The organism is Archangium violaceum Cb vi76 (assembly GCF_000733295.1).
Classification (GTDB): domain Bacteria; phylum Myxococcota; class Myxococcia; order Myxococcales; family Myxococcaceae; genus Archangium; species Archangium violaceum.
Genome location: NZ_JPMI01000144.1, coordinates 1 through 23,318, shown reverse-complemented (window position 1 = coordinate 23,318; position 23,318 = coordinate 1). Strand labels below are relative to the sequence as shown.

Sequence of the window (23,318 nt, the reverse complement as noted above, 5' to 3'; positions counted from 1 at the left end):
CTTGCTCAGGGAACCTCGAGTTCCACATAGAGCGGGGGATGGCCGGAGAAGGAGTCGCCGTTGCCGGATGTCCAGCGCCTGTGGGTTCGTCGTCATGCCTTCTTCCGGCCGCGGCTCGTGGTGGGCACACGTCTCCGCCGAGCCACCTCCTCGTCTTCCAGTCCCTCGTCGGGGGACGAGGGCGCACGTTGCTCCAGCGCGCCGAGCGCACGCTCCATGAGCTCCAGCGCGTGGCCCAGTTCCTTCAGCTCCGCCGGGGAGGCGCTCGCGAACTGGGCGGCCAGGTCACCGGTCAGCGCCTTCCGGACGTGCTCGCTCACCGCCAGGCCGGCCTCCGTCAGCACCATGCGGAGCCGCCGCCGGTCGTCGGGCTCGGGCTCGCGCCGCACGTAGCCCTGCCGCTCCAGGCGATCGAGCATTCCGGTGATGACGGCAGGCGTGACCATCAGCCGCCGCGCCAGGAGTCCGGGCGAGGAGATTCCCCGCTGGATGGCATAGAGCATGGTGAGCTGGCGCAGACTCAACTCCCCGCTCAGCTGGTTCGCCTGCACGCTCGTGGCGGCCCAGCGCTGGAGGCGGGACATCAGCAGCAGTGCGCGCTCCGCGTGCTCGATGGGGAGATTGCTCCGGGCCATCGCTCGCTACCCGTTCGCGGGGGCGCACAGCCGCGCGCGCAGCGTGGCCACGGGGGTCTCCCAGTGCTCCTCGAACCAGAAGTCGAGGAACTGCGGGGACGCGCGGCCACGGCGATACGCGGCCCATGCCCGCCGCAGGTACTCGGACCGCCCGACGCCGGACTGCGGCTCCTTGAGGAGCCCGAGCGTGCCGTTCAACAGGACGAACATCGTCGTCCGGAGCCCCAGGTTGCCCAGGCAGTACGCCTGCAACTCCATCTCGCCCACCACGTCCGTGCCGTAGCCCGTCAGGACGTGCAGCAGATCATGCGTCTCGCGGTAGCGCTTGGAGAGGTATTCGATGTCGCTCTTGAGCTCGAGCGTCGTCTCGAAGGGGAAGATCTTGTTGTCGCGGAAGTAGCGCGCGAACTGATGGCCGAGCGTTTCCTCGGGCAGGCGCTCCAACGCGGCCAGGTCCAGCTCCTTGCCCTGCAGGGAAGGGCGTTTGGACAGCAGGCGGCGCCCCTCCTCGCCGCGCTGGAGCCGCTGGGCGATCGAGGCGTAGACGTTGACGTTCAGGCTCAGGTTGAACGTCTGGCCGGCGGTGGGATTCCCCGCGTCGTGCTTGAGCACCTTCAAGCACTGGCTCGCCACGCGCAGGCGGGTGAACAGGGGGGCGTTGTCGGGGAGGGACAGGGTCTGGGCAGCGCTCATGGAGGTCCTTTCCACCGTAAATAGTATGCGAAGTAAACCATTCGGGCAACCGCGAGTCCTCCATCTCTTCAAGCCGTAGACGCGCCCGTGGGTTCAGCGGTGTCGACATCGCTCCCAGCGAACTGCATAGAGTGGGGGGGAAAGGACCGTCCATGACTCCTCTTGATGACCTGTTCCCCACGGAAGATCAGATCCCCGCGAGCGTGCGGCTCCCGGCGTATATCGAGCAGCGCGAGTACCTGGTGGGAGGCGAGCTGCGCAGCTGGCCAGGTGACCTCAACGTGGTGCGCAGCCCCGTCTTCGTGAAGACGCTCCGGGGGCCGGAGCAGCAGAAGCTCGGGGCCACGCCGCTGCTCACCTCGAAGGAGTCGCTCGACGCCCTGCACGCCGCGGTGAAGGCCTATGACAACGGCCGGGGCGCCTGGCCCAGCATGCGCGTCGCCGATCGCATCGAGCACGTGGAGCGCTTCCTCGCGGCCATGCGCGCGCGGCGCACCGAGGTGGTCAACCTGCTGATGTGGGAGATTGGCAAGACGCAGCCCGACTCCGAGAAGGAGTTCGACCGCACCATCGATCTCATCGTCGAGACGATCCGCGCGCTCAAGGAGCTGGATCGCTCCGCATCCCGCTTCGTGCAGGAGCAGGGCATCATGGCGCAGATCCGCCGGGCGCCCTTCGGCGTGGCGCTGTGCATGGGTCCATACAACTACCCGCTCAACGAGACGTTCAGCACGCTCTTTCCCGCGCTGCTGATGGGCAACACCGTGGTCTTCAAGCCGGCGAAGTTCGGCGTGCTGCTCATCCGCCCCTTGCTCGAGGCCTTCCGCGACAGCTTCCCGCCGGGTGTCATCAACGTCATCTACGGCCGGGGCCGCGAGACGGTGGGCGCGCTGATGGAGAGCGGGTTGGTGGACGTCTTCGCCTTCATCGGGACCAACCGGGGCGCCAGTGAGCTCAAGAAGCTGCACCCGCGTCCGCACCGGCTGCGCGCCGTGCTCGGACTGGACGCGAAGAACCCGGGCATCCTCCTGCCCGACGCGGACCTGGACAACGCGGTGAAGGAGTGCATCACCGGCACGCTGTCCTTCAACGGCCAGCGCTGCACGGCGCTCAAGTTGCTGCTCGTGCACCGCAGCATCGTCGAGCCCTTCCTCGAGCGCTTCTGCGCCGCGGTGGAGCGCTTGAAGCCCGGCATGCCCTGGACGCCGGGCGTCTCGCTCACGCCCCTGCCCGAGCCGGAGAAGACCACCTACCTGCGGGGCCTGGTGGACGACGCGGTGGCCAAGGGCGCCCGGGTGGTCAACCCCAGTGGGGGACGCACGAACCAGTCGTACTTCTCGCCCGCGGTGGTGTACCCGGTGACGGCGGACATGCGGCTGGCGTCCGAGGAGCAGTTCGGCCCCGTGATACCGGTGATGGTGTTCGACGAGGACGAGGAAGTGGTGCGCTTCGTCGTCAACTCCCAGTTCGGTCAGCAGCTGAGCATCTTCGGCCGGGACTCGGCGCGCATCGGCCGCCTCATCGACGCCTTCGCCAACCAGGTGGGCCGCATCAACCTCAACTGCCAGTGCCAGCGCGGCCCGGACACGTTCCCCTTCAACGGCCGCAAGGACTCGGCCGAGGGCACGCTGTCGGTGGCGGATGCCCTGCGGGTGTTCTCCATCCGCACGCTCGTCGCGGCGAAGACGACGGCGGAGAACACCACGCTCGTGAAGTCCATCCTCACGCGCCACGAGTCGGACTTCCTCTCCACCGACTTCCTCTTCTAGCCGCCTTCGAGCACGAGGCTCTCTCTCGGGGGGGAGGGGAGGGAGCCTCTGTCGTAAACCGGTGGTTTACTCTGAATCAAAGCCGCTCCAGCTTCTTGAGCCTCCGCCCGTGGCTATCCTGATTTCGTTGAAGCGACACGTGCTTCGAGAAGCCAGGAGAACGACATGAAAGCCCTCGCCTATACCAAGGCCCACGCACTGACCGATTTCCAGATCCAGGACATGGAGGTTCCTCGTCCGGTGTTGAGGCCTCATGACGTCCTGATGGAGGTGAAGGCCTTCTCCATCAATCCGGTGGATTACAAGGTTCGCGGCAGCCGGACCCTGCCGAACGGCGAGCCGGTGATCCTCGGGTGGGACGCGGCCGGAGTCGTCGTCGAAGTCGGACCCGAGGCCAAGGGCTTCAAGGTGGGCGACGAGGTCTACGGCGCCGGTGACCTCACCCGCTCGGGCTCGTATGGTGAGCTGTATGCGATCGACTCGCGGATCATCGCCAGGAAGCCCCGGTCGCTTTCGTTCACCCAGGCGGCGGCCTTGCCCCTCACCGCGTTGACCGCATGGGAGGCCCTGATCGCGAGGCCCGAGCTCGAGCTCGGACGTGGTTCATCCGCTCTGGTCATCGGGGGGGCCGGCGGCGTGGGGTCGATCGCGATCCAACTCCTGAAGCAGAAGACCCAGGCGAAGGTGATCGCGACCGCCTCCCGCCCCGAGACCATCGAGTGGTGCTCGCGAATGGGCGCGGACGCGACGATTGATCACCGGAAGGATCTGGAGAAGGAACTCGAGAGGATCGGCATCAAGGAAGTGGATGCGATCTTCAGCACCACCCACAGCGATACCTATGCAGCGGTGTTCCCCAAGATCCTCCGGCCCTTCGGAAATCTCAGCCTCATCGATGATCCGAAGACCTTCGACATCGTGCCCTTCAAGAGAAAGGCCATCTCGGTTCATTGGGAGCTGATGTTCACGAAGACCCTCTTCAGCTACCGGTTGGAATCGCAGGGCGAGATCCTGAAGGAGCTCGCGCAGCTCGTGGACGAGGGGAAGATCAAGACGACCGCGAACACGATTCTCAAGGGCGCGACCGCCGAGCATCTCCGGTTCGCCCACGAGTTGGCCGAGCAAAGCAGGGGCGTTGGCAAGATCGTCATCGAGCGCTAGCCTTGTAAGGAGGAGCCTCTCGATGACCATCACCATTACCGCCTTTGAACGCTCACCCGATGGCGGCAAGGGACTGGCGCGTGATACGCGCGTCCGCTGGGCGCTCGAGGAAGTGGGTCAACCCTACCAGGTTCGCCTTGTTTCGTTTCGTGCGATGAAGGAACCCGCGCATCTGGCGCTTCATCCTTTCGGCCAGATTCCGACCTATGAGGAAGGCGATCTCGCGCTGTTCGAGACAGGGGCGATCGTGTTTCACATCGCCGAGCGACACGCGGGCTTGCTGCCGGACGATGCCAATGCCCGGGCGCGCGCGATCACCTGGATGTTTGCCGCGCTCAACACGGTGGAACCGCCGATCCTTGAACTCGCAACCGCGATGCTGCTCGAGGGCGACAAGCCCTGGCATGCGGAGCGCCTTCCTCTGGTGAAGGATCGCGTTCGTGGCAGGCTCAACCCACTTTCCGTTCGCTTGGGTGATGCCGACTGGCTCGATGGTGCGTTCAGCGCGGGCGACCTTTTGATGGTATCGGTGCTGCTCAGGTTGAGATCGTCGGGCATTCTGGACGAATACAAAAACCTGGCCGCTTATGTCGCCCGCGGCGAAGCGCGGCCCGCCTACAAGCGAGCCTTCGACGCTCAACTGGCGGTCAACACCGGCAAGCCATCGCCCGGCTGATGGCGGTCTGTCCTGGGTTCGAAGCCGCCCTGCTGGAGGAATCTTCTCGACTCCTCGATGAACATCTCGGCCTGATAGACGGCGACAAAATTCCGAAGGTCATTCAGGTCTGTTTCCTGCATCGAATGATCGTTAGCCGCCGGTTGACACCCGGTCAATCCGGCGGCCGTCATCCGAGGAGCAGGGAACGAACTTCCAGCTCTGGGTCACCGCGGGCTGGAAGCAGTGGACGTGGACGGTGGTGGTGCTGGGCACCTCCTGGATGACTCCCGGCGCGTAACCGCGCGCCTGACACCACCTGCTGACCTCCAGCCGCGATTCCCCGGAGGTGAGGCTGCCCGTGTTGGTGACGGTCCCGATCTGCGACCGCGCCACATCCTGGATGAGCCCCGAGTTGAAGCAGCCCACCCATGGCCGGGAGGTCATCTCGAAGATCATTCCGGACGTCCACCCCAGGCCCCGGCACCACCGGTGGGCGGCGGCGGTGCAGTCGTTGGTCATGGAGACCCGCTCGTCGGTGCAGCCCGCGTGACGGCGCGCCAGCTCCTCGAAGGTCACTCCCAGGCTCTGGTGCTGGATGGGCGCACACGCCACGCCGACCTCCGTGCTGGTGGCGGAGGCGGGAACTCCCAGCAGCGAGATGGGCGGGCGGTTGCCGATGACCTGCTGGAGGGTGTCGTAGAAGTTGCCGGCGCTGCTCAGGGCGTCATCGGCCCCGCGCTGCGCGCAGACGCGGTGCATGGACACGGCGCACGCCTGCGTCCCCAGCGCGGACAGGCTGTTGCAGGAGGGGTGCTGCTGATTCATGACGAACTGGCCCCCGGTGGGCTCTTCCTGGATGGCGGCCTCCTTGCAGTCCGCTCCATGGGTCGTCAGGCAGATGCTGCGGTTGGAGCGGGCATTCGTGAAGAGGCGCACCTCGTCGATGTATCCCTTGAACGAGCCCTCCCCGTTGGCCGGGCAGCTCTGGGTGTCGAGGTTCTGGCCCGCGCCAATGGAGAGCGTCCCCGTTCCCAACCGGAGGGTGCCGGGGGCGTTCGGCAACGCGCGTCCCGTGGCCTTGCCGTTGATGTACTCGCCGAACTGTCCCGTGACTCCATCCCAGGTGTAGGCCACATGCGTCCAGACGCCCTTGGGCAGCGGCTGGCTGAAACCCAGGCGGACCCGCTGTCCATTGATCACGAACGACATCTGCAGCGCGCCGTTCGCCTCGTAGATGAGATCCAGGCCCCCGGGCTTCGCCAGGAGGTAGCGGTAGGGATTGCCCGTGCAGCCCTGGTTGATGGCCGGGTCCGGGCGGATGGCGAGCTGCACCGTGAAACCCCGGACGGTGGCCCCAACGCCAGGAATGGTGTTGGTGGGGTCGGTCAGGTTCACGGTAGCGGCACCGCCGCCGGGGAGGACGAGCGCCTTGCCCTTGCCGTGCGGCTCCCACAAGGAGCCCGAGGGCGGCTGCGTCACGTCGTTCTTCTCGGAGATCTGCGCCGTGCCCACGAGCGTGCCCGTGTAGAAGCGGCCCGCGCTATCGGGCGTGCGCGTCAAATCATACGTTCCCGCCCGGGTGACCATCTCGTTCATGGGCAGAAAGAGCAGCTCGAAGGGATTGAGCCACTCTCCCAGGTCCACCTCGTTGTAGTCGGCCGTGTTGCTGCCGAAGAGCGAGAGCACGTCGTGCGTCTTGGTGACGGGGAGGTAGCGGGTTTCGTTGCTCGAGCCGGGCGGGAAGTTCTGCGAGGGCGCGCTCCTGCTCGAAGTTCCACATGGGGCCCGAGTAGAAGAGGTGGGCGATGTCCTGCCGGTCGGTGTTGAGGCTCCCATCGATGTGATGGGCGATCCACCCCGTGTCCGCGCCAATCAGGCTCATCGCCTCGCGCCGCCCGCCCGCGGCCCCGGTGAACCCGACGGCGGCATAGAGGACGTTGCGGCCCTCGTGGTCCACCCAGGGATAGGCGGCACGAATCAGATTACCGCCAGCGACGGTGTCACCGAATGCCTCGCCGGTGGCCGCCTTCATCCGCTGCCAGGCCATCGGGTAGCGCTTGATGCCCGGGGTGGTGTCGTTGAACATCATGGACAGGGGCCGGGGCTCGCTCCAACCCGTGGCGGCGCAGGGGGTGGGGTTGTAGCTGTACATCAGGTAATCGATGGCGCCGTTGTTGAGGGGACCGCCCTGGAAGAGGAGCAGCCGCCCATCGGAAGTCATCGTCGGCTCGATGCCCATGATGGGAGCACCCGAGACGGTCTTCAGCTCTTCCAACGGGCCCGTGGAGAAGGAGGCGATCTCCGCCTGCACCGTGAAGGGCTGGCTGACCCGGACATCCGCGGTACGGCGGCGGAAGCGATTCGGGCCGTTGAACATCATCGAGTCGAAGATGAAGGGCTGGTAGACGGCGACACCGCACCCCGCGCGTGCGCCTCACCCAGCGCCCGCGCCAGCGTCCAGCCCAGCACGGCGGCCACCTCGGGCGGTACGGGCGCGAGCCGTTGGGCCAGCGCGCGCAGATCCTCGCCCTGCACCCACTCGCACACGAGGAAGGGCCCCCGGCGGGCGTCCTCGCCGAAGTCGTGAATCTCCAGCACGTGGGGGTGCTTGATGGAAGCCGCCAGCTCGGCTTCCCGGCGGAAGCGCTCCGCGCGGCGCCCATCCTCGCCCGGGTGCATCACCTTGACCGCCACATGGCGCGCCAGACGGGTGTCCCGGGCCAGGAAGACCGTGGCCATGCCTCCTCGCCCCAGCTCCTGCTCCAACTGGTAGCGGCCGGCCAGCAATTCGTCCGTCATTCCGCGCCCATCCTAGAAAGCCCCTTCCACCCGGGCAATCACCCCGGACGGCAGACGCGCACCGTCTTCCCCGGCACCAACACACACGCTCCCGGTGCGCCTCCAGGACACTGCGTGTCGGCGGTGCAGGGCATATGGCATCGCTTCGCTTCGCCCCCCAGGGACACGCAGAAGCCACAGCGGCCGCAATCGGTGGAGCTGCCGCAGAATTCGCCGGCCTTCGTGGGAGGCCCCTCGGTGCACGCCTCGACGCACTTGTAATCCGGGGCGCACTGGTAGCCCGGCCGGCAGTCGGCCCCCAGGCAACCCTGCTCGCAGACGCCCTTCTCGCAGAAGGCCGTGTAGGAGCACGTGCCGAACCCCGGACAGGGTTGGGTGACGCGGGGTCCGTCCACACAGACATTGTCCCGGCTGGCGTCGCTGCAGCGCTGGCCGTCCGGACACTCCTGGTCCTTCACACACGCCCGCGGTCCCGCGTCGGGGTCCTCCTCCCGGACCTGGATGTCGAGAGGGCAACCCAGCACGGTCACCAGGGCGAGGGGCGCGAGGCGTCGGACGAGTCGGTGCATGGCCACGCGGGAATACCCTCAGGGCTCCTCGCCCAGGTAGCGGAAGATGGAGCGCAGCCCGATGCCGAGCGCCTGCGCCGCGTCCTTCTTGCTGCCGCCGCTCCGGGCGATGGCCTCGCGCACGTAGCGCTGCACGAAGGCCTCGCGCGCCTCCTCCAGCGGCACCAGCGGCGCCGTGTCCGCCCCCAGCTCCAGCTCCTCGGGGCCGATGAGCTCTCCGGTGGCGAGGATCGCCGCGCGCCGCACCCGCGACACCAGCTCGCGCACGTTGCCCGGGAAGGGATGGCCGCGCAGGGCCTCGGTGGCCTTCTGGGTGAAGCCCCGCGCGCGCCCGGCCTCGCGGCGCAGCACGTGGTGGGCGATGAGCAGTACGTCATCACCCCGCTCGCGCAGAGGCGGTACCTCCACCCGGACCTCGTCCAGACGGAAGAGCAGATCGCCCCGGAAGCGGCCTTCCTCCACCAGGGTCTTGAGGGGACGGTGCGTGGCGGACACCACGCGCATGTCCACCTTGCGCGGATGGTTCTCCCCCAGCCGCGTCACCTCGCGCTCCTGCACCACGCGCAACAGGCGCGACTGGAGCGGCAGGGGCATGTCTCCCATCTCATCCAGGAAGAGCGTGCCGCCGTCCGCGGCCTCCACCAGCCCGGGCCGGTCCGTCCCCGCCCCCGAGAAGGCTCCCTTCACGTGGCCGAACAGCTCCCGCTCGATGAGCGACTCGGGCAGGGCCGCGCAGTTGATGGCCACCAGCCGCCCGCGCCGCCCACTGCGCCGGTGCAGCGCCCTCGCCACCTCCTCCTTGCCCGTGCCCGTCTCGCCCTGGATGAGCACGTGGAGCGAGGTGGGCCCCACGCGCTCCACCTGCCGGTACATCGCGCGCATGGCGTGCGACTCACCGATGAGCCCCTCGAAGGTGGCCGCCTCGATGCGCTGGGTGAGGTTGTCCACCCGTGCGCGCAGCTCCATCAACTCGCGCGAGGAGGCCAGCAACAGCGCCGCCAGCGAGGACAGGGCCATGGCCTCCTCCAGCTCCCGGGGGGTGAAGGGGGGGCGGCCTCCGCGCCGTCCGAGGTACACGGCGGACAGCGGCGCCGTTCCTCCGCGCAAGGGCAACACCAGGGCGGAGGTGAGGCGCAGGGACACGACACTGGGTGCCCCGGCCAGCGTCGCGTCCGCGGCCACGTCCGCCACGAGGACGGGAGCGCCCGAGGCCACCACCTGGTCCACCAGGCTGTCCACCACCGCCGCCTCGGGCACCGGCCCGGTGGCGCACAGCACCTGGCGCCGGCTCCCCTCCACCGACACGAGGAAGCCCACGTCCGCGTCCGCGACCTCCGCCAGCCCGCGCATGGCCACGTCCAGGAGCTCCACGGTGGGCCGCTGGACCATCAGCCTCGAGGCGAAGCCCGTCAACACCGCCAGCAGCCGCCCTCCCGGGGACACCTCCTGCGCGGAGCCCGTGGCCGGCCGGGCCGCTTCGGTGGAGAGCAGGGTGAGGGTGACGCGCCCCACGGAGAAGGACTCTCCCGGGGCGAGCGGTGCCAGCTCCACGCGCTTGTTGCGCACCCGCACCTCACAGCCCCTGGCCGCGGCGGACACCGTCCAGCCTCGCGCCTCCTGGAAGAGCAGGGCGTGGCTGGGCTTCACCCCGGCTTCCCGGAGGACGACGTCACAGGCGGAGTCGGAGCCCACGGACACCACCGGTTTCTCCAGGGGAACGTGGCTGCCATCGGGCAGGACGAGCACGTGCGGCATGGAGCAACGATAGCCGGTGGAGCCGTGGCCGGGGTTCAGTCCTCACCAGGGCTGCTCGACCGAGTACTCCTTGCAGTAGAAGTAGTTGCTGATCTCCGTGGAGCCCATCCCCGTGCTGTCCTCCACCCTGAATTGGATCTGGACCTGGGCGTCCTCCAGGGAGGCGTACATGGGCGCCTCGCAGTAGAAGACATGGCTCCAGTAGCCCTCGTACCAGGGCATGCTCACGTACGGCTCCGGGATGTGGTTGAATCGGTTCACCTGCTGCCAGACAGGAGTATGGGAGCCGGTCCCTCCCGAGGCGTAGCCCGTGCAGGTGACCTGCTGATTGTTATTGCGGTAGCACTGCATGGAGGCCGAAGGGCAGGCCTGGGAGAAGGTGCTCGTGACGACGCGCGCGCCTTGCGCCGTGCACGTGGTCCGATTGCCATTGCTGTCGATGACCATGGGCCAGGCGCGCACCTCGAGGGTATGCGTGCCGCAGGCGATGTTGGAGCTGCTGTGATTCCAGGTGCCCGTGGGCGAGGCCATCTCGGACCAGGCCTGCCGCTGGCCGTCCACGTAGTACTCCAGGCGGACGCCATTGGCGAAGGTGGACACCGCCCAGTTGCCCGCGGCGCCCAGCTCGCCTCCGTAGGAACTGGCTCCCGCCAGGGTGAGCGAGGTGACGCTCAGGCCCGCGCACATCGCGGACTCCACCTGGCCCGGCGTCTCGTCAGGGGGAAGGGACGTGGACTCGAGGGGAGCACCGCACGCGCTGAGCAGCAACGTGGACAGCAGGAGGGGACGGATTCGGAAGGAGGCGAGGGGCATGGGGCGGTGATGAGGCTTCGAAGGGGGGCCTTGAAGAATACCGCCAAACTGGAAAACCTGCAATCCGGGAAGAGACTGGGAGTGCGATCCCACGAGACGAATGCTCCTGGGCCCTGCCCGCACGCCCTCAGCGCTCGGCGATGTCGGTGCTGTGCAGGTACTCGGACGCCTCGGCGATCGCTTCCGCGGTCCAACCCCTGTTGGCGCCGCCGCCCTTTTCGTCGCAATCACCGTCGGTGTGGATTCCCAGCAGGTACCCTTGACGGGTGAAGATGCCAGCGCCGGAGCTCCCGACCAGGGTGTCCAGATCCACGTAGTAGACCTGCCGAGCACACGCGTCCAGGTATCTGCCTTCGGCGATGGCCTTGGGCTTGCCCCGGGGATGCTGGATGATCGCCAGCCGCTCGGTGGCCTGGGCCGTCAGCGGGACCGGCGTCACCGCGGGGAGCACGTCCAACTGGATGAGCGCATAGTCGGGATCGAGCGATTGCTCGATGACCGTGCCTTCGGTCACCAGCTGTTCTCCGTCGGGATTGTCCTCGAAGTTGAAGACAAGCAGCGGCCGGTCCCCGATGCCAACACAGTGACCCGCGGTGATCACCACCGGGCCCGCGCTCGCTTCAATCAGGGTTCCGGTGCAACGCCCGTCGATCAGGGCGACCGCCTCTTCCCTGTCCAGCACATCGGCGAACTCGCCCTGATAGCTGTTGACGGGGGTGAAGTCGGCGGTCGGGCCGCACTGAGACAGACTGCCTACATCGAGACCGCGTACAGCGAGACGGCTCACCTCCGGCTGCTTCTCGTTTCCGCAAACCAGAGGAGGATCCACGGGCACCGGCCTTCCACAGGCCGTGAGGCCCAGGAGGACGGTGCCCGCGAGGCGCAGGCCCCACGGATTCATGAATGGATCAGGGGGCCGCCGCGCCATTTTCTCAGTACAGGTAGTTCAGCGCCGTGACGTCGGAGCTGGTCCAGGTGCCGGTCGAGCTCGAGCTGAAGCAGGAGTTCATGACCGAGCCGCCCGACACGGCGGTGCTGGGGGTGCCGGGGATGAGGATGGCGCCCACGCCGGCGGTGCCCTCGTTGCTGGCGGAGCCGCCGCAGCTGATGGCGCGGTTGTAGTAGTCAGAGTGACGGAAGCCGATGCAGTGACCGAGCTCGTGCGAGATGACGTGCTTGTTCACGCCCGCGCTGTAGCTCTGCAGGCCGGTGCCGATGTTGATGGTGCCGTAGGGCTTGCCACCGGAGGGGAAGCCCGCGGAGCCGCCGGCGCCCGACATGGTGGTCGCGGTGATGTTCGCGCTGCAGCCGGTCGCCGGGCCGCGCACCATGGTGAAGGACAGGCCCAGGTTGTTGTAGTTGGCGATGGCCGCATCCAGGCCCGCGCTCAGACGGCTGTAGCTGTTGAAGCCGGAGGTGGGGTTGATGCAGATCTTGGTGATGCCGCTCATCAGGTTGGTCGTCCGATACTGCTCGGCGCCCTTGTCGGCCTGCAGCATCTCCTGGGAGGCCTCGAGCGTCACGTGCGCGTCGCGGCCCACGTACACCTGGCCGTCGACGATCTGGATGTCATCCGCCGGGAAGCCGGCCTGGACCAGGTTCTGCACGATCTCCTTGTTCTCGGTCTCCGTGTCGAGACCGCAGCCAACGAGAGCAACACCGGCCAGCAACGCCATAGAGAGCTTACGCATGGGGGCTTCCTTTTCGAGGGACTACAGGGGTTGGACGCTGCCGCCTGGTGCTTCCAGCCGCGGCCGCGCCCCCATCCCATGAGCAACCCTCGGGCCAACCCCCCGAAACACGAGAAAACAAGACCTTAGCAAGCAATACAAGATTAGCCGTGGAACACGGATGTGCCAGCCGTCCTGGGACTACTTGTAAAGAGTCCTGACGTTTCCCGGAGAATCGATTGTTGGCTCAAAGGTTTGCGCGCAAGACCCCCGCATCGTCCGAGTCTCGGACGATCTGTTCACCAATAGGACAGGGGCCCGCCTCCCGGGTTCGGAGGGGACCCACCTCGACGTTGGCGCGCCGCGCCACGGTCATCTTCCTCAGCCGGAGTGCCGGGGAAGCACCCGCGTCATCAATTCATGTCCTGATGACGCCGTGCATCCCCGGACCCCGTGTCACCTCAGTAGAGGTAGTACAGCGCGGTGCGGTCGGAGCTGGTCCAGGTGCCGGTCGAGCTCGAGCTGAAGCAGGAGTTCATGACCGAGCCGCCCGAGGTGGCGGTGCTGGGGGTGCCGGGGATGAGGATGGCGCCCACGCCGGCGGTGCCCTCGTTGGTGGCGGAGCCGCCGCAGCTGATGGAGCGGTTGTAGTAGTCAGAGTGACGGAAGCCGATGCAGTGGCCGAGCTCGTGCGAGATGACGTGCTTGTTCACGCCCGAGCTGTAGCTCTGCAGGCCGGTGCCGATGTTGATGATGCCGTAGGGCAGGCCACCGGAGGGGAAGCCCGCCGAGCCGCCGGCGCCGGACATGGTCCTCGCGCTGATGTTCGCGTTGCAGCCGGTGGCGGGGCCGCGCACCATGGTGAAGGAGAGGCCCAGGCTGTTGTAGTTGGCGATGGCCGCATCCAGGCCCGCGCTCAGGCGGCTGTAGCTGTTGAACGCCGAGGTGGGGTTGATGCAGATCTTCTTGACGCTGGTGCTCACCAGGTTGGTCGTCCGGTACTGCTCGGCGCCCTTGTCGGCCTGCAGCATCTCGAGGGAGGCCTCGAGGGTCACGTGAGCGTCGCGGCCCACGTACACCTGGTTGTCGACGATCTGGATGTCGTCGGCCGGGAAGCCGGCCTTGACCAGGTTGGAGACGATCTCCTGGTTCTCGGCCTGGGGATCGACACCACAGCCGACGAGGGCAACACCAGCCAGCAACGCCAGGGAAAGCTTGCGCATGGGGGCTTCCTTTTCGAGGGACGACAGGGGTTGGACGCTGCCGCCTGGGGGTTTCCAGCCGCGGCCGCGCCCCCATCCCATGAGCAACCCTCGGGCCAACACCCGGAGACACGGGAAATCAGGGACTTAGTTGAGAGCGCAAGATTCGCCTTGGAGCAGGGATGTACCCACTGTCCCGCGCTTTCTTGTAAAGCGCCCTGACGTTTGGCGTCGAAACAGTTGTGACGTCAATGGTTTGAGTGCGTACGAACTGGGCTGTCCGAATCTCGGACAGCGTGTTCATCCATCGGACAGAGGCGTGAATACACTCCCGGTGTATTCAGTCACACCTTCATATGCGCCACTCCACCTTCCCCATCGCCGCGCTGCTGGGCGCGGCCCTGTCCTTCCTCCCGGGCTGCGAGAGCACGAAGTCGAGCAGCCCTTCTCCTTCCGATCCCCAGGCCCAGGAGTCCGCCTCCATGAAAGCCGCTGACGCCTGGAAGCGCGCCCGTGTGGGCGACCGGGTCACCTACTCCTTCTCGGCGAACCAGGGCCCCGGGCGCGGCGAAGGCGGTGCCGCGCGCACCCTCGGCGGTCAGTTGACGCTGGAGGTGGTGGCCGTGCAGCAGCCCTGGGTCTGGGTGCGCGTGGCCTACATGGATGAGGCCGGCAAGCCCCTGACCCACCCGAGGCTGGCGCAGGAGCTCCTCGTGCCCGTGCGCGCGGACACGACGCGCCGGCTCGAGGTGCCGCACGCGGGCGAGGCGACCGCCGAGAAGCCCAACAGCGCGGGCCGCACCTGGGAGGCCATGCGTTACGTGAGTGACCAGCGCCCCGTGGACGGCCCCCTGCGCACGCGCGTGTACGCCAACGAGCCGGGCCCGCTCTACCTCACGGGCGGCCTGCTCGAGGCGAGCACGGAGTCGGCCGGCTTCCACGTTCCGGGCGGCATCAAGCTGACGCTGCGCGAGTTCCGCGAGGGCTCGGCCGGTGCCACCGCCGCCGTGCCCGCGCTGGAGCGGCCCCTGGGCCCGGGCGCGTACTACGAGCGGCGCGTGGACGTGGGTCCCGCTCCCGGCGTGCAGCGCGTGTGCTTCGCCGCCGAGCGTGGCTATTTCCTGCGCGCCGAGGGCCCCGTGGACGCCAACGCCACCCCGTGCTCGGACTTCTCCCAGGCCGAGCCGGAGGCCCTCGAGGAGGTGCTGATGAACCTGCCCTGGGACGTGCTGTCCTCGGGAGACTGGCCTCCCGCCGCCGCCGCGGCCGGCACCCGTGGCACCTTCACCGTGGAGGGCCGCACCGTGCCCGCCCTCATCGATCAGCGCACCGAGGACGTCGAGGGCACCCCGCGCGTCTTCACGGACACCTACGCGGCCGAGCCGTGGGCACCGGCGCTCGCGGGCCTGCCCTATGAGGCCCGCTTCATGCCGCTCTCCAGTGGCACCGAGCGCGTGGCCGCCGGTGGCAAGCGCGAGCCCGAGGGCGGTGCGCGGCTCGAGCGGTGGGGCTCGTGGCTCGGGGGCCAGAAGTAACGCGTGGCGGGGGCCCCGGACCTCGGGCCGGGCCTGATAGAAGGGGCCCCATGTCCACTCCGTCCACTGCCGTCCTGCTCGAGGTGGAGGGTGCCGTCGCCACCCTCACGTTGAATGATGCCGCCCGCCGCAACGCGATGACCCCCGAGCTCGGGGAGGCGTTGCGGGACCGGGTGGCCGAGCTCAAGCAACGCCCCGACGTGAGGGCTGTCGTTCTCGCGGGGGCCGGCGGAGCGTTCTCCGCGGGGGGAGACCTCCAGATGCTCGAGCGGCTGCGCCAGGTGTCCTCGGAGGAGGCGCGCACCTTCATGCTCGACTTCTATGCGCGCTACCTCAGTGTGTTGGAGCTGCCGGTGCCCACGGTGGCGGCGGTGGAGGGCGCGGCGATTGGCGCCGGGCTGTGCGTGGCGCTCGCGTGCGACCTGTGCGTGGTGGCCGAGGACGCGAAGCTCGCGCTCAACTTCGTCCAGCTGGGCCTGCACCCGGGCATGGGGGCGACGTACTTCGTGCCGTGGAGGGCGGGCGCGCAGCGGGGCGCGGAGCTGCTGCTGACGGGCCGGCGCTTCGATGGGCGTGAGGCGGTGCGGCTCGGACTGGCGCTGGAGGCGACGCCGGGGCCCGAGGTGCTCGCGCGCGCCCGGACGCTCGCGGCCCAGGTGGCGGCGAATGCCCCGCTGGCGACTCGAGCGCTCAAGCGCAGGCTGGCCCCGGACCGGGCCGCCCTCCTGCGGGCCCTGGAGGACGAGGCGCGTTTCCAGGCGGAGAGCTACGGGAGCGAGGACCTGGGCGAGGGGCTCGCGGCCGCGGCGGCGCGCAGGGCTCCCGTCTTCCAGGGGCGCTGAGGTGCGCATCGCGGTGAGTGGCTCGCACCGGGTGGGAAAGTCGACGCTCATCGAAGCGCTCGAGGAACGACTCGCCACCTGCCTGATTCGTTCGCGCTCGAGGAGTGGCTTGCCCGGGTTCGTTCCACCCTCCAGACCCTGGACCTCATCGCACCACGAGGCCTGGGGTGGCCCTCGCGCCGGGGCCAGGCGCGCACCTGCCGTGTGCGGGTAATGGGCCTGCTGATACCTCACGCAGGCGAAGACGTCGAAGTCGAATGTCCTCCTGAGCACCGCCGCCTGGTCCACTCCCGACGTCCTCTCCTTCATCGGCGCCTTGCTGGCCGCTGCCTCAGGCGCCACGCTCGCCCCCTCCTCTTCTGCTTGGGGGAGCCCTGGAGACGGCCCCAGGGATTTTCATGTGGAGCGGGGTCCCACTGCGCTCTCCGCTGGCCCGCTCGCCTCTTCCGGCTTCGGCGCTGCTCTCACTTGAGGGAGCGGATGAGGGATCGGAGGTGCTGTTCGAGCGCTCCATCCAGACGCTGCCGCTCTTCCAGGAGTCAATGCCACGAGGTGGGGTTGGCCGCGGTTCGAGGCCGGAGGACCATCACCTTCGATTGGCCGTCAGGGCTCGCACTCTGGTCGATTTTGTGAAAAATTATGCCGATGGAGGAAGTTGGAGCATGGGAGGTAAGGAGTCGAGATGTCCCCCTTGAGCCTTGAGGGAGAAGAACACCCGCAGAAGGGCCTGGGGGCCGCGATGCTCCTGCGCGCTCTGGTGGAGATGGAGCAGCTCAACCCGGATGGGTGTGTGGTCCTGCGCGCCATCCGCGATGACGCCAGGACCATCGTCGACTTCGAGTTCATCTTCTCCAACGACGTCGAGTCCATGCAGCGTCTCCAGCCGGGGCTGGTCGTCGGACGGCGGCTGAGCGAGGCGGTCCCCCAGGCGATGAGCACCGGCCGGTTCGTCGTCTTCTGCCAGGTGGTGGAGACACGGAGGGCGGTCAAGGGCGAGGTGTACTACCCCGAGGAGGACTGCTGGTTCCGTAGCACCGTGATGCCCTTCCTGGACGGAATCATGGTCCGGTTCCAGGACATCACCACGCTCGTGCACGACGAGCTGAAGCGCAAGGCGCTGCTGGAGAAGGAGCACTCGAGCCGGGTGGAGGCGGAGGAACTGGCCCGGCAGCGGGCCGGGCAGCTCGAGGCCGCGCAGCAGACGCTGGAGCAATCGCGGGGGCTCCTGGTCGCCGGTCAGCTCGCGACGGGCGTGGGGCATGAAATCAACAACCCGCTGGCCTTCGTGACCGGCAACCTCCACGTGGCACTGGAGCAACTCGGGATGTGGGGGCGCGAGCAGGGGGCACCCATGGCCGAGCCGCTCCGGGAGACGCTGCAGGCGCTGGAGGAGGCGCGCAAGGGGGCCGAGCGCATCCGCGCCATCGTGAAGGACTTGCGGACGCTGGCGCGCTCGAACGAGACGCGGGTCGGTCCGGTGGACGTCCTCGCGGCACTGGAGTTCAGCCTGTCCATGGCCATGCCGCACATCCGCCATCGGGCGCAGGTGGTCCGCCGCCTCGCGCCGGTGCCGCGGGTGTTGGGCAGCGAGTCGAAGCTGGGGCAGGTGCTCCTCAATCTGCTCATCAACGCCGCGCAGGCCATCCCGGAGGGGGATGCGACGAACCACGCCCTCACCCTGGTGACGCGGGTGGAGGGCACTCAGGTGGTGGTGGAAGTGCAGGACACCGGCAAGGGGATGAGCCCGGAGGTGATGGAGCGCATCTTCGAGCCCTTCTTCACCACCAAGCCGGCCGGCGAGGGCACGGGGCTGGGGTTGGCCATCAGCCTGGAGGTCATCCGCGGCATGGGCGGCGAGTTGACGGTCTCGAGCGAGCCGGGGCGGGGAAGCTCCTTCCGGCTCGTGCTGCCGAGCATCGACGAGGTGATGGCTCCGATAGAGGTGCCTGTCTCGACGAAGGCGGAGGTGCCCCAGCACAAGCGGGTGTTGATCATCGACGACGAGCCTTCCATCTGCTCGATGATGCGGCGCCTGCTCGGGCGGCACCACGACGTGGTCGTGGTGCAGAGTGGGCGCGAGGCGCTCGCGCTGCTGACGGTGGATGACGGCTTCGACCGGGTGTTCTGCGATCTGATGATGGCGGACATGTCGGGGATGGATCTGTTCGCCCAGTTGGAGCAGCAGAACCCGGAGTGCCTGTCACGCTTCATCTTCATGACGGGGGGCGGTTTCACCGAACGGGCGCGGGCCTTCCTGGCGCGGGAAACGGTGGCGAACATCCCCAAGCCCTTTGAACCCGCCCGCTTGCGGGAGCTGGTCGCGAGCGCCGCCCCGCGAAGGACGGGCCCGGGCTCAGGGTAGGATGTCGAACTGCCCCAGGTTGTAGCGCCGGCTGGTGAGGTGCCACACCAGGCTGCCGCAGATCCACTGGGAGCAGACCTTCCAGAGGTCCTCGAGGGGACCGGGGCTGCGTGGCCGCTGGGCCAGGAAGTCGGCGTACCGGGCCTGGTAGAAACCATTCAGGAACGACACGTACTTCCGGCTGTCGGGGAAATAGGTCTTCAGGTGGAGATGCCCCTGCTCCTGGCCCTCTTCCTTGCGCAGGGAGAGGGCGTCGTTCTGCAGGGCGACGAGGTAGGCCGCGAGCTCCTTCATCCGTTCGGCCGGGCCTCGCTCCTGGAGCGGCAGCGGCTTGCCCAGATAGGCAAAACAGGATTCGACCTCGGGCCCCATGCCAATCGTCCTGGCCCTGTTCTCGAGGTAGCGCTCGAGCGGCACCGTCCCGTCGAACTCCAGGAGGAACCCCTCGAAGTAGCGGCGCGTGTCCCGCACGATGAGGGAGGTGTCGAGGCCGTCGTGCTCGATATCCTCCAGGACGACCCGCAGCATGGCGTTGAGGGAGTTCACCCAGGTGAGCCGGCTCCGGTGGCTCCGGTTCTCGAGCCATCCGGTCAGATCTCGCACGACCTCCTCTCGCAGCTCCGGTGGCATCCCCGGCCCGTCGACGAAGAAGTCGAGGGCGAAGAACCAGTCCATCCGGTCCTGGCTGTTCTGCAGGTAGCGGGCCGAGCTGGTGCTGCACGTGTAGTAGGTGAGCAGGTCGAGATCGCTGTGCAACAGGTGCGAGCGGAGCACCTCGAGCTCCGGAAAAGAGCCGCGAGTGCTCAGGTGCAGGGAAACCGGGGTGGTGCTCGCGATGACACGGTATTCGGAGAAATCGAGCGGCCATTCGACACGGTGGCGCAGGCCGTCCACCTGGAGGTCGAAGGTGACCCTATCCCTCTCCCGGAGCTTCCCGATAAGCGCCTCGAGGTGCGCGTACCGGGAGTCCTGGGGAGCGATTCGCAAAGTGTGTGTTTGGGATGCCGCGGCCTTGGCCTCACTGTGTTGGGAAATCGCTCTCGCCGTCATCGCAGCACCCCTTGTCATGGAAGGTTCTGGTCCGGAAAGCGCTCTCGCGCTCTCAAATAAACACATAACATCGTCGGACCGGAACAGGCAAATGAGAGTGCTGGCGTGATGGTCCCCGGGTCTGTTTGAGTTGTCTTTTCCTGCCCTCCCGGGGAATGCCTTGTTTTGTTTCCCATCCTTTCGGGGAGTTCTCAATCACGGATGCGAGGGTTTGAGTCCCGTTACAATGAACTTGTTGTAGAACAGGACGCAGCCCGGGGTGTCGAGCGCCGCCAGATACTCGGTCCGGAACCGTTGGGCTTCCGCGGTGCTCCCCAGGACGGCCGCCAGCACGGGCTCCAACGCGAGCATGCGCCCATCCAGGAGCGCCCGCTCCTGGGCCAGCAGCTCGTCGCGCCACTCGAGGACGTCGATGCGCCAGTGGGTCTCGGAGAACCCCGCGAGCGCGAACAGGTGCGGCAGCTTGCGCCCGATACGAAGGTCCACCGGGAACCGGGTCTCCAGGTTCCGGAGCGCCTCCTGCAACCATGACGTGGGCTGCGGGTGGAGGTTGAGGAAGCCCCCGTCGAAATCGACGGCCACCAGCGATCCCCCGGGCTTGAGACAGCGGTGGAGACCGGCGAGCGCTGCGGAGCGGCTCTCCTGTGGCAGGTGTTGAAGGACGTAGCGGCAGATGATGATGTCGAAGTGCCCCTCCGGGTAATCGAGCCGGGCGAGATCTCGGACCTCGAAGTGGAGGTTGGGCAAATCCCTTGCGGCGTCCTGTGCCTGGTGCACGCGGATTTCGGAGATGTCGCACCCCACGACGGAGCAGCCGGAGTGCTGGCGGGCCAGGTGACGCGCGAGGACGCCGGAGCCGCAGCCCGCATCCAGCAACCGCATCCCTTCTTGAAGCGGCGGGAGCCCGGAGAGGGCCAGCTCACGCTGGTAGTCATAGGGTGAAAGACCCGACTGGTGCTCCAATCGGTCGAACTCTGATTTGGACTCGAGAACGTAGCTCATGGAATTCTTTCTCTCCCTGGCCTGCCTGGGTGGATGCGGTTGAACTGTATCCCCAGAATCAGCCGCTTCGTCTGAATTTCCTGTTCAACGGCGTCAGCGGCTGGAGCAGGCCGCGTTGGGGAAGAGGGGGGCCACTCGCCGAAGGGCGGAGACGGTGTCAAAGGACTCGAAAGGAGGGAGGCTGTTTCAGCCGTCACGCCTCCGTCACGCCTGGGCCGGTAGGGATGCTCACAAGTCCGGCAGCGGGCGCTTCATGCGGTAGGCGATGCGGCCATCCTCCGCTCGTGACAAACGCTCCAGCGCCAGCGCACCGCGTGCCCCGTAGCGGCACAGCCGCTCCAGAGCCTGCCTGTCGTTGGCGTGAAGGTGCGTGTTGGCATGCAGGGAGAATCCCTCCAGGAAGGCGCACCGGGGCTGCTTTCTGGGAGGGGGCCGGGCGTCCATCTCCGTCCAGCTCGGCATGGGGCAGGGGGCGGCGTAAGCGGCTGGAATTCCTACGAGAACCACCCTCGAACGCTCTGAAACGTTCTCTCCGGAAGCCTCCGGCCGCGGGTTCGATTCCCGCCGCCTCCACTCTGTATCTCCCGGAAAGGATTCAGCTTTCCGGGAGGCTGTAGCAAGGAATGTAGCAACGCCCCGGGCGCCATCAGGTGCCATGGCCCCGCCGGTGACGCAGGCCGAGTGCCTCCATGTCCTTCACCAGCCGCTTGTAGGAGTGGTGGTCCGTCCGCATCCCACCGAACTCCACGCGGGGGCCACGGTTGGTTGGCCATGGCATGGGCACCACGAGGTCTTCGGGCATCGGTGAGCGGCCCATCATCTCGGGCCACCCCCTGAGCTTCCACTCCGCCAGCAAGGCCGCCAGCGTGGGGTGGTAGAGCACCTGCCGGTCGGGCGGGACGCGTGAATCGGAGATGAGCATCTCCAACTCGTCACGGGTGAAGACCGCAGTGGCTCGCCAGGTCGGCTCCTTGTCCACCTTAGATGTAGTCACAGGGTGGAACACCTATTCCGCCGTGTTCATTGCCTTGGTGCGCACCCGGTCGAGGATGCGTGCGACCTGCTCCTCGACGTTGGGAGTGGTCACCGTGCGAGTTCGAGAGCGCCGTGCGAGGAATCCGTCGAGGTCCTCACGGCGGATGCGGTAGACGCGACTGCCTCCCGGTCGGCACGCCGACCGGGGGTTTTGTCGTCTTGGGGAGGCCGCTCGGCCGACCCGACCGTCAAATTCCGTCGGTTCTTCGCTGCCGTCTACAGGGAGAAGCGGCAACCCCGCTTGCGCCCAATTCAACCAGACAGGTGGTGTCAATCGCTGAATTTTGTATTTTTCAGCTCGATGATGCTGGTCTCGTTTTGAACAAACGTTTTACCGGTTCTGGTGACACGATTGAGCTCGAGCAAGATGCCTGCTTCTTTCCCGGCACCTCCCAGCTTGTCGAATGCCGCGAACAGCTCGGCATCGTCAAAGTGGAGGGTTTTCGAACCGGAATCGCTGCCGTCCCCCCAGCGCACGGTTACCGCATCGGGGAGTGGATGCGTGAAGCTTGTTGCTTTTTCCGGTGTCTGAGGCCAGTAATATTCCTCTCCATTGAAATAGTGTGCCAATACACCCCGGGTTGGCACTGTTGCGGTGATCGCCCAATGCCAGCGGTAATCCTGGCGGTAGCGTCCGGACCATTTCATGAAATCGTCTGCGGTATGGCCGCTCATCTTCACCGAACCCGCCGGCCGGTTCCGAGCGATCACATCCGTCGCGTACACTTCGACATTCGGGTATGTGCCGATGATCGCCTGCATATCGAACTGAACCTCGGCCGCGGTAAAATGGCTGACCTCCTTCGTGCCGCCTTCGCCGTTGAACCAGAGGCTGATACCGCCCTTCGGCGCAAACCCGATCACGAGATGCGTAAAAACCGCCGGCGCATCCGTTGCTGGCGCAATCATCTTTTTCTGGAATTCTTCCGTCAGCTTTCCCTGATCCAGCTTGAAACGGCCGCCGTAGCATTTCCGCTCCGTATAGGAAAACCACTGCACCTCCAGTTCCGCCGGCAAGGTTTTCAGATCCTCCCCGACAAGGGACACCGCTCCGAGTTCACCCCAGCCGTTGGCAATCATGGCTTTCGGCTGGATGCCCACAAGTCCGCCGTCGGCAAGATGTAAGGAGGCGCTCAAGAGCCGCACCGGGTATTCCTTCGGAGCAGAAGTCGTCGGATACCATTCAAACGTTTTCATTTTTGTTTTTTGTGGGAACTTGCAGTTGCCCGTGAGCAGCAGCAGGGCCACGGCCATTTGCATGAGGGAATGCCTAGCCATCGTGAACCTTGCGTTGGCGGTGGCCATTCGAGTACCGGGGTTTATTCGGCGCCGTGCCCCAGGTTTCATCGTAATTCGCGGAGAAGTGGAGGTGGCTGTAGCGCAATTTCTTGATATTGGCGCTGCCAGGCGCCCAGTCCGGAGGGATCACGCCGCCCTTGAGCGCGTCATAGGCTTGGAGAATGAGCGCGTCCACGAGGCCGGGCTTGATCGCAGTCGCCGTGTCGCTGTCGATGGTCGTCACGAAATCCACACCCTTGGACGCATCCTTCATCATATGCAGCGGGATGCGGGTGTACATGTTCTTGATGCCTTGGCCGTCCTCGCCCACTCGTTTCACGAAGACTTCCCCGTGCCTGTTGACGGTTTCGCTGAAGTCGTCGCCGACCTGCGCGCCACGGTCCTGCTTCAGGTTTTTACATCTTTCCAGCTGAACCAGCCGCCGACAATCAGCTCTTCGAGCTCCTTCATGATGGAGACGTACTTGTTG

Annotated in this window: 23 protein-coding genes; 6 read left to right on the top strand and 17 right to left on the bottom strand. The window is 66.8% G+C overall.

Annotated elements, in window-relative coordinates; all coding sequences use genetic code 11:
* Positions 1-92 precede the first annotated feature (92 nt).
* Both Q664_RS52455 and Q664_RS52450 read right to left on the bottom strand, forming a co-directional pair.
* Complete coding sequence (locus tag Q664_RS52455; protein WP_052518480.1) at positions 93-635, bottom strand: MarR family winged helix-turn-helix transcriptional regulator; 543 nt, start codon at positions 633-635, stop codon at positions 93-95.
* A gap of 6 nt (positions 636-641) precedes the next feature.
* Positions 642-1,328: a Coq4 family protein gene (locus Q664_RS52450; protein WP_052518479.1), complete on the bottom strand. Its 687-nt coding sequence runs from the start codon at positions 1,326-1,328 to the stop codon at positions 642-644.
* Positions 1,329-1,480: 152 nt separating this feature from the next.
* On the opposite strand from Q664_RS52450, the gene Q664_RS21775 reads away from it, so the two are divergent.
* The 3 genes from Q664_RS21775 (at position 1,481) to Q664_RS21765 (ending at position 4,934) form a co-directional block, all read left to right on the top strand.
* Entirely contained in the window at positions 1,481-3,097 is a 1,617-nt protein-coding gene (locus tag Q664_RS21775) for an NADP-dependent glyceraldehyde-3-phosphate dehydrogenase (protein ID WP_043398826.1), read from the top strand.
* A 165-nt stretch (positions 3,098-3,262) separates the two neighbouring features.
* Positions 3,263-4,258, top strand: coding sequence for a zinc-binding alcohol dehydrogenase family protein (locus tag Q664_RS21770; RefSeq protein WP_043398824.1), 996 nt, complete (start codon positions 3,263-3,265; stop codon positions 4,256-4,258).
* A gap of 22 nt (positions 4,259-4,280) precedes the next feature.
* Positions 4,281-4,934, top strand: a complete 654-nt coding sequence (locus tag Q664_RS21765) for a glutathione S-transferase family protein (protein WP_043398821.1) — start codon at positions 4,281-4,283, stop codon at positions 4,932-4,934.
* Between the two features lie 132 nt (positions 4,935-5,066).
* On the opposite strand, the gene Q664_RS61105 is transcribed toward Q664_RS21765, so the two are convergent.
* The 9 genes from Q664_RS61105 to Q664_RS21725 form a co-directional block, all read right to left on the bottom strand.
* Complete coding sequence (locus Q664_RS61105) at positions 5,067-6,503, bottom strand: LamG domain-containing protein (RefSeq protein ID WP_235216813.1); 1,437 nt, start codon at positions 6,501-6,503, stop codon at positions 5,067-5,069.
* Positions 6,478-7,296, bottom strand: coding sequence for a hypothetical protein (locus Q664_RS61100; protein ID WP_235216811.1), 819 nt, complete (start codon positions 7,294-7,296; stop codon positions 6,478-6,480). Before Q664_RS61100 ends, Q664_RS61105 begins: the two co-directional genes overlap by 26 nt.
* Positions 7,293-7,715 (bottom strand): protein kinase domain-containing protein, encoded by a 423-nt coding sequence (locus Q664_RS21755; protein ID WP_043398818.1) that lies wholly within the window; start codon positions 7,713-7,715, stop codon positions 7,293-7,295. The genes Q664_RS61100 and Q664_RS21755 overlap by 4 nt, the downstream gene beginning before the upstream one ends.
* 38 nt (positions 7,716-7,753) lie before the next feature.
* Positions 7,754-8,284, bottom strand: coding sequence for a hypothetical protein (locus Q664_RS61095; protein WP_043398816.1), 531 nt, complete (start codon positions 8,282-8,284; stop codon positions 7,754-7,756).
* An 18-nt stretch (positions 8,285-8,302) separates the two neighbouring features.
* Positions 8,303-10,039 (bottom strand): sigma 54-interacting transcriptional regulator, encoded by a 1,737-nt coding sequence (locus tag Q664_RS21745; RefSeq protein ID WP_043398813.1) that lies wholly within the window; start codon positions 10,037-10,039, stop codon positions 8,303-8,305.
* Positions 10,040-10,081: 42 nt separating this feature from the next.
* A complete protein-coding gene (locus Q664_RS21740) occupies positions 10,082-10,852 on the bottom strand; it encodes a hypothetical protein (RefSeq protein WP_052518478.1) in 771 nt (256 codons plus the stop codon).
* A 127-nt stretch (positions 10,853-10,979) separates the two neighbouring features.
* Entirely contained in the window at positions 10,980-11,780 is an 801-nt protein-coding gene (locus tag Q664_RS21735; RefSeq protein WP_043398810.1) for a trypsin-like serine peptidase, read from the bottom strand.
* A gap of 4 nt (positions 11,781-11,784) precedes the next feature.
* Positions 11,785-12,543, bottom strand: a complete 759-nt coding sequence (locus Q664_RS21730) for a zinc-dependent metalloprotease (RefSeq protein WP_043398808.1) — start codon at positions 12,541-12,543, stop codon at positions 11,785-11,787.
* 440 nt (positions 12,544-12,983) lie between these two features.
* Positions 12,984-13,745 carry a zinc-dependent metalloprotease gene (locus Q664_RS21725; RefSeq protein ID WP_043398805.1) on the bottom strand — a complete coding sequence of 254 codons (762 nt, stop codon included), beginning with the start codon at positions 13,743-13,745 and terminating at the stop codon, positions 12,984-12,986.
* A 335-nt stretch (positions 13,746-14,080) separates the two neighbouring features.
* Between Q664_RS21725 and Q664_RS21720 the strand changes: the two genes are divergently transcribed.
* The 3 genes from Q664_RS21720 to Q664_RS21710 all read left to right on the top strand — a co-directional run bounded on the left by Q664_RS21720 (position 14,081) and on the right by Q664_RS21710 (position 18,463).
* Positions 14,081-15,259 (top strand): DUF6068 family protein, encoded by a 1,179-nt coding sequence (locus Q664_RS21720; protein ID WP_043398802.1) that lies wholly within the window; start codon positions 14,081-14,083, stop codon positions 15,257-15,259.
* Between the two features lie 50 nt (positions 15,260-15,309).
* A complete protein-coding gene (locus Q664_RS21715) occupies positions 15,310-16,101 on the top strand; it encodes an enoyl-CoA hydratase/isomerase family protein (protein ID WP_043398799.1) in 792 nt (263 codons plus the stop codon).
* Between the two features lie 739 nt (positions 16,102-16,840).
* The gene (locus Q664_RS21710; RefSeq protein WP_043398836.1) at positions 16,841-18,463 is read left to right on the top strand and encodes a hybrid sensor histidine kinase/response regulator; all 1,623 of its coding nucleotides are present in this window, start codon (positions 16,841-16,843) and stop codon (positions 18,461-18,463) included.
* Here Q664_RS21710 and Q664_RS21705 read toward each other — a convergent pair.
* From Q664_RS21705 to Q664_RS59235, 6 genes are all read right to left on the bottom strand, one after another.
* On the bottom strand, positions 18,455-19,450 hold the full coding sequence (locus tag Q664_RS21705) for a terpene synthase family protein (protein ID WP_043398796.1): 996 nt from the start codon (positions 19,448-19,450) through the stop codon (positions 18,455-18,457). The genes Q664_RS21710 and Q664_RS21705 overlap by 9 nt on opposite strands.
* Before the next feature lie 258 nt (positions 19,451-19,708).
* Positions 19,709-20,515: a class I SAM-dependent methyltransferase gene (locus tag Q664_RS52445; protein ID WP_052518476.1), complete on the bottom strand. Its 807-nt coding sequence runs from the start codon at positions 20,513-20,515 to the stop codon at positions 19,709-19,711.
* Between the two features lie 228 nt (positions 20,516-20,743).
* Positions 20,744-20,977 carry a transposase gene (locus Q664_RS21695; RefSeq protein ID WP_235216810.1) on the bottom strand — a complete coding sequence of 78 codons (234 nt, stop codon included), beginning with the start codon at positions 20,975-20,977 and terminating at the stop codon, positions 20,744-20,746.
* 184 nt (positions 20,978-21,161) lie between these two features.
* Positions 21,162-21,509, bottom strand: a complete 348-nt coding sequence (locus tag Q664_RS21690; protein WP_152622259.1) for a hypothetical protein — start codon at positions 21,507-21,509, stop codon at positions 21,162-21,164.
* A 311-nt stretch (positions 21,510-21,820) separates the two neighbouring features.
* Positions 21,821-22,855, bottom strand: a complete 1,035-nt coding sequence (locus Q664_RS21685) for a DUF2931 family protein (RefSeq protein WP_160174472.1) — start codon at positions 22,853-22,855, stop codon at positions 21,821-21,823.
* A partial coding sequence (locus tag Q664_RS59235; RefSeq protein ID WP_160174471.1) for a hypothetical protein occupies positions 22,821-23,318 on the bottom strand: 498 nt, incomplete at its 5' end. The genes Q664_RS59235 and Q664_RS21685, both read right to left, overlap by 35 nt.

Excerpts from the sequence above, each read along its gene's own strand:
- Q664_RS52455 (WP_052518480.1), bottom strand. The coding sequence starts at position 635 with ATGGCCCGGAGCAATCTCCCCATCGAGCACGCGGAGCGCGCACTGCTG.
- Q664_RS52450 (WP_052518479.1), bottom strand. The coding sequence starts at position 1,328 with ATGAGCGCTGCCCAGACCCTGTCCCTCCCCGACAACGCCCCCCTGTTC.
- Q664_RS21775 (WP_043398826.1), top strand. The coding sequence starts at position 1,481 with ATGACTCCTCTTGATGACCTGTTCCCCACGGAAGATCAGATCCCCGCG.
- Q664_RS21770 (WP_043398824.1), top strand. The coding sequence starts at position 3,263 with ATGAAAGCCCTCGCCTATACCAAGGCCCACGCACTGACCGATTTCCAG.
- Q664_RS21765 (WP_043398821.1), top strand. The coding sequence starts at position 4,281 with ATGACCATCACCATTACCGCCTTTGAACGCTCACCCGATGGCGGCAAG.
- Q664_RS61105 (WP_235216813.1), bottom strand. The coding sequence starts at position 6,503 with ATGGTCACCCGGGCGGGAACGTATGATTTGACGCGCACGCCCGATAGC.
- Q664_RS61100 (WP_235216811.1), bottom strand. The coding sequence starts at position 7,296 with ATGATGTTCAACGGCCCGAATCGCTTCCGCCGCCGTACCGCGGATGTC.
- Q664_RS21755 (WP_043398818.1), bottom strand. The coding sequence starts at position 7,715 with ATGACGGACGAATTGCTGGCCGGCCGCTACCAGTTGGAGCAGGAGCTG.
- Q664_RS61095 (WP_043398816.1), bottom strand. The coding sequence starts at position 8,284 with ATGCACCGACTCGTCCGACGCCTCGCGCCCCTCGCCCTGGTGACCGTG.
- Q664_RS21745 (WP_043398813.1), bottom strand. The coding sequence starts at position 10,039 with ATGCCGCACGTGCTCGTCCTGCCCGATGGCAGCCACGTTCCCCTGGAG.
- Q664_RS21740 (WP_052518478.1), bottom strand. The coding sequence starts at position 10,852 with ATGCCCCTCGCCTCCTTCCGAATCCGTCCCCTCCTGCTGTCCACGTTG.
- Q664_RS21735 (WP_043398810.1), bottom strand. The coding sequence starts at position 11,780 with ATGGCGCGGCGGCCCCCTGATCCATTCATGAATCCGTGGGGCCTGCGC.
- Q664_RS21730 (WP_043398808.1), bottom strand. The coding sequence starts at position 12,543 with ATGCGTAAGCTCTCTATGGCGTTGCTGGCCGGTGTTGCTCTCGTTGGC.
- Q664_RS21725 (WP_043398805.1), bottom strand. The coding sequence starts at position 13,745 with ATGCGCAAGCTTTCCCTGGCGTTGCTGGCTGGTGTTGCCCTCGTCGGC.
- Q664_RS21720 (WP_043398802.1), top strand. The coding sequence starts at position 14,081 with ATGCGCCACTCCACCTTCCCCATCGCCGCGCTGCTGGGCGCGGCCCTG.
- Q664_RS21715 (WP_043398799.1), top strand. The coding sequence starts at position 15,310 with ATGTCCACTCCGTCCACTGCCGTCCTGCTCGAGGTGGAGGGTGCCGTC.
- Q664_RS21710 (WP_043398836.1), top strand. The coding sequence starts at position 16,841 with ATGCTCCTGCGCGCTCTGGTGGAGATGGAGCAGCTCAACCCGGATGGG.
- Q664_RS52445 (WP_052518476.1), bottom strand. The coding sequence starts at position 20,515 with ATGAGCTACGTTCTCGAGTCCAAATCAGAGTTCGACCGATTGGAGCAC.
- Q664_RS21695 (WP_235216810.1), bottom strand. The coding sequence starts at position 20,977 with ATGCCGAGCTGGACGGAGATGGACGCCCGGCCCCCTCCCAGAAAGCAG.
- Q664_RS21685 (WP_160174472.1), bottom strand. The coding sequence starts at position 22,855 with ATGGCCACCGCCAACGCAAGGTTCACGATGGCTAGGCATTCCCTCATG.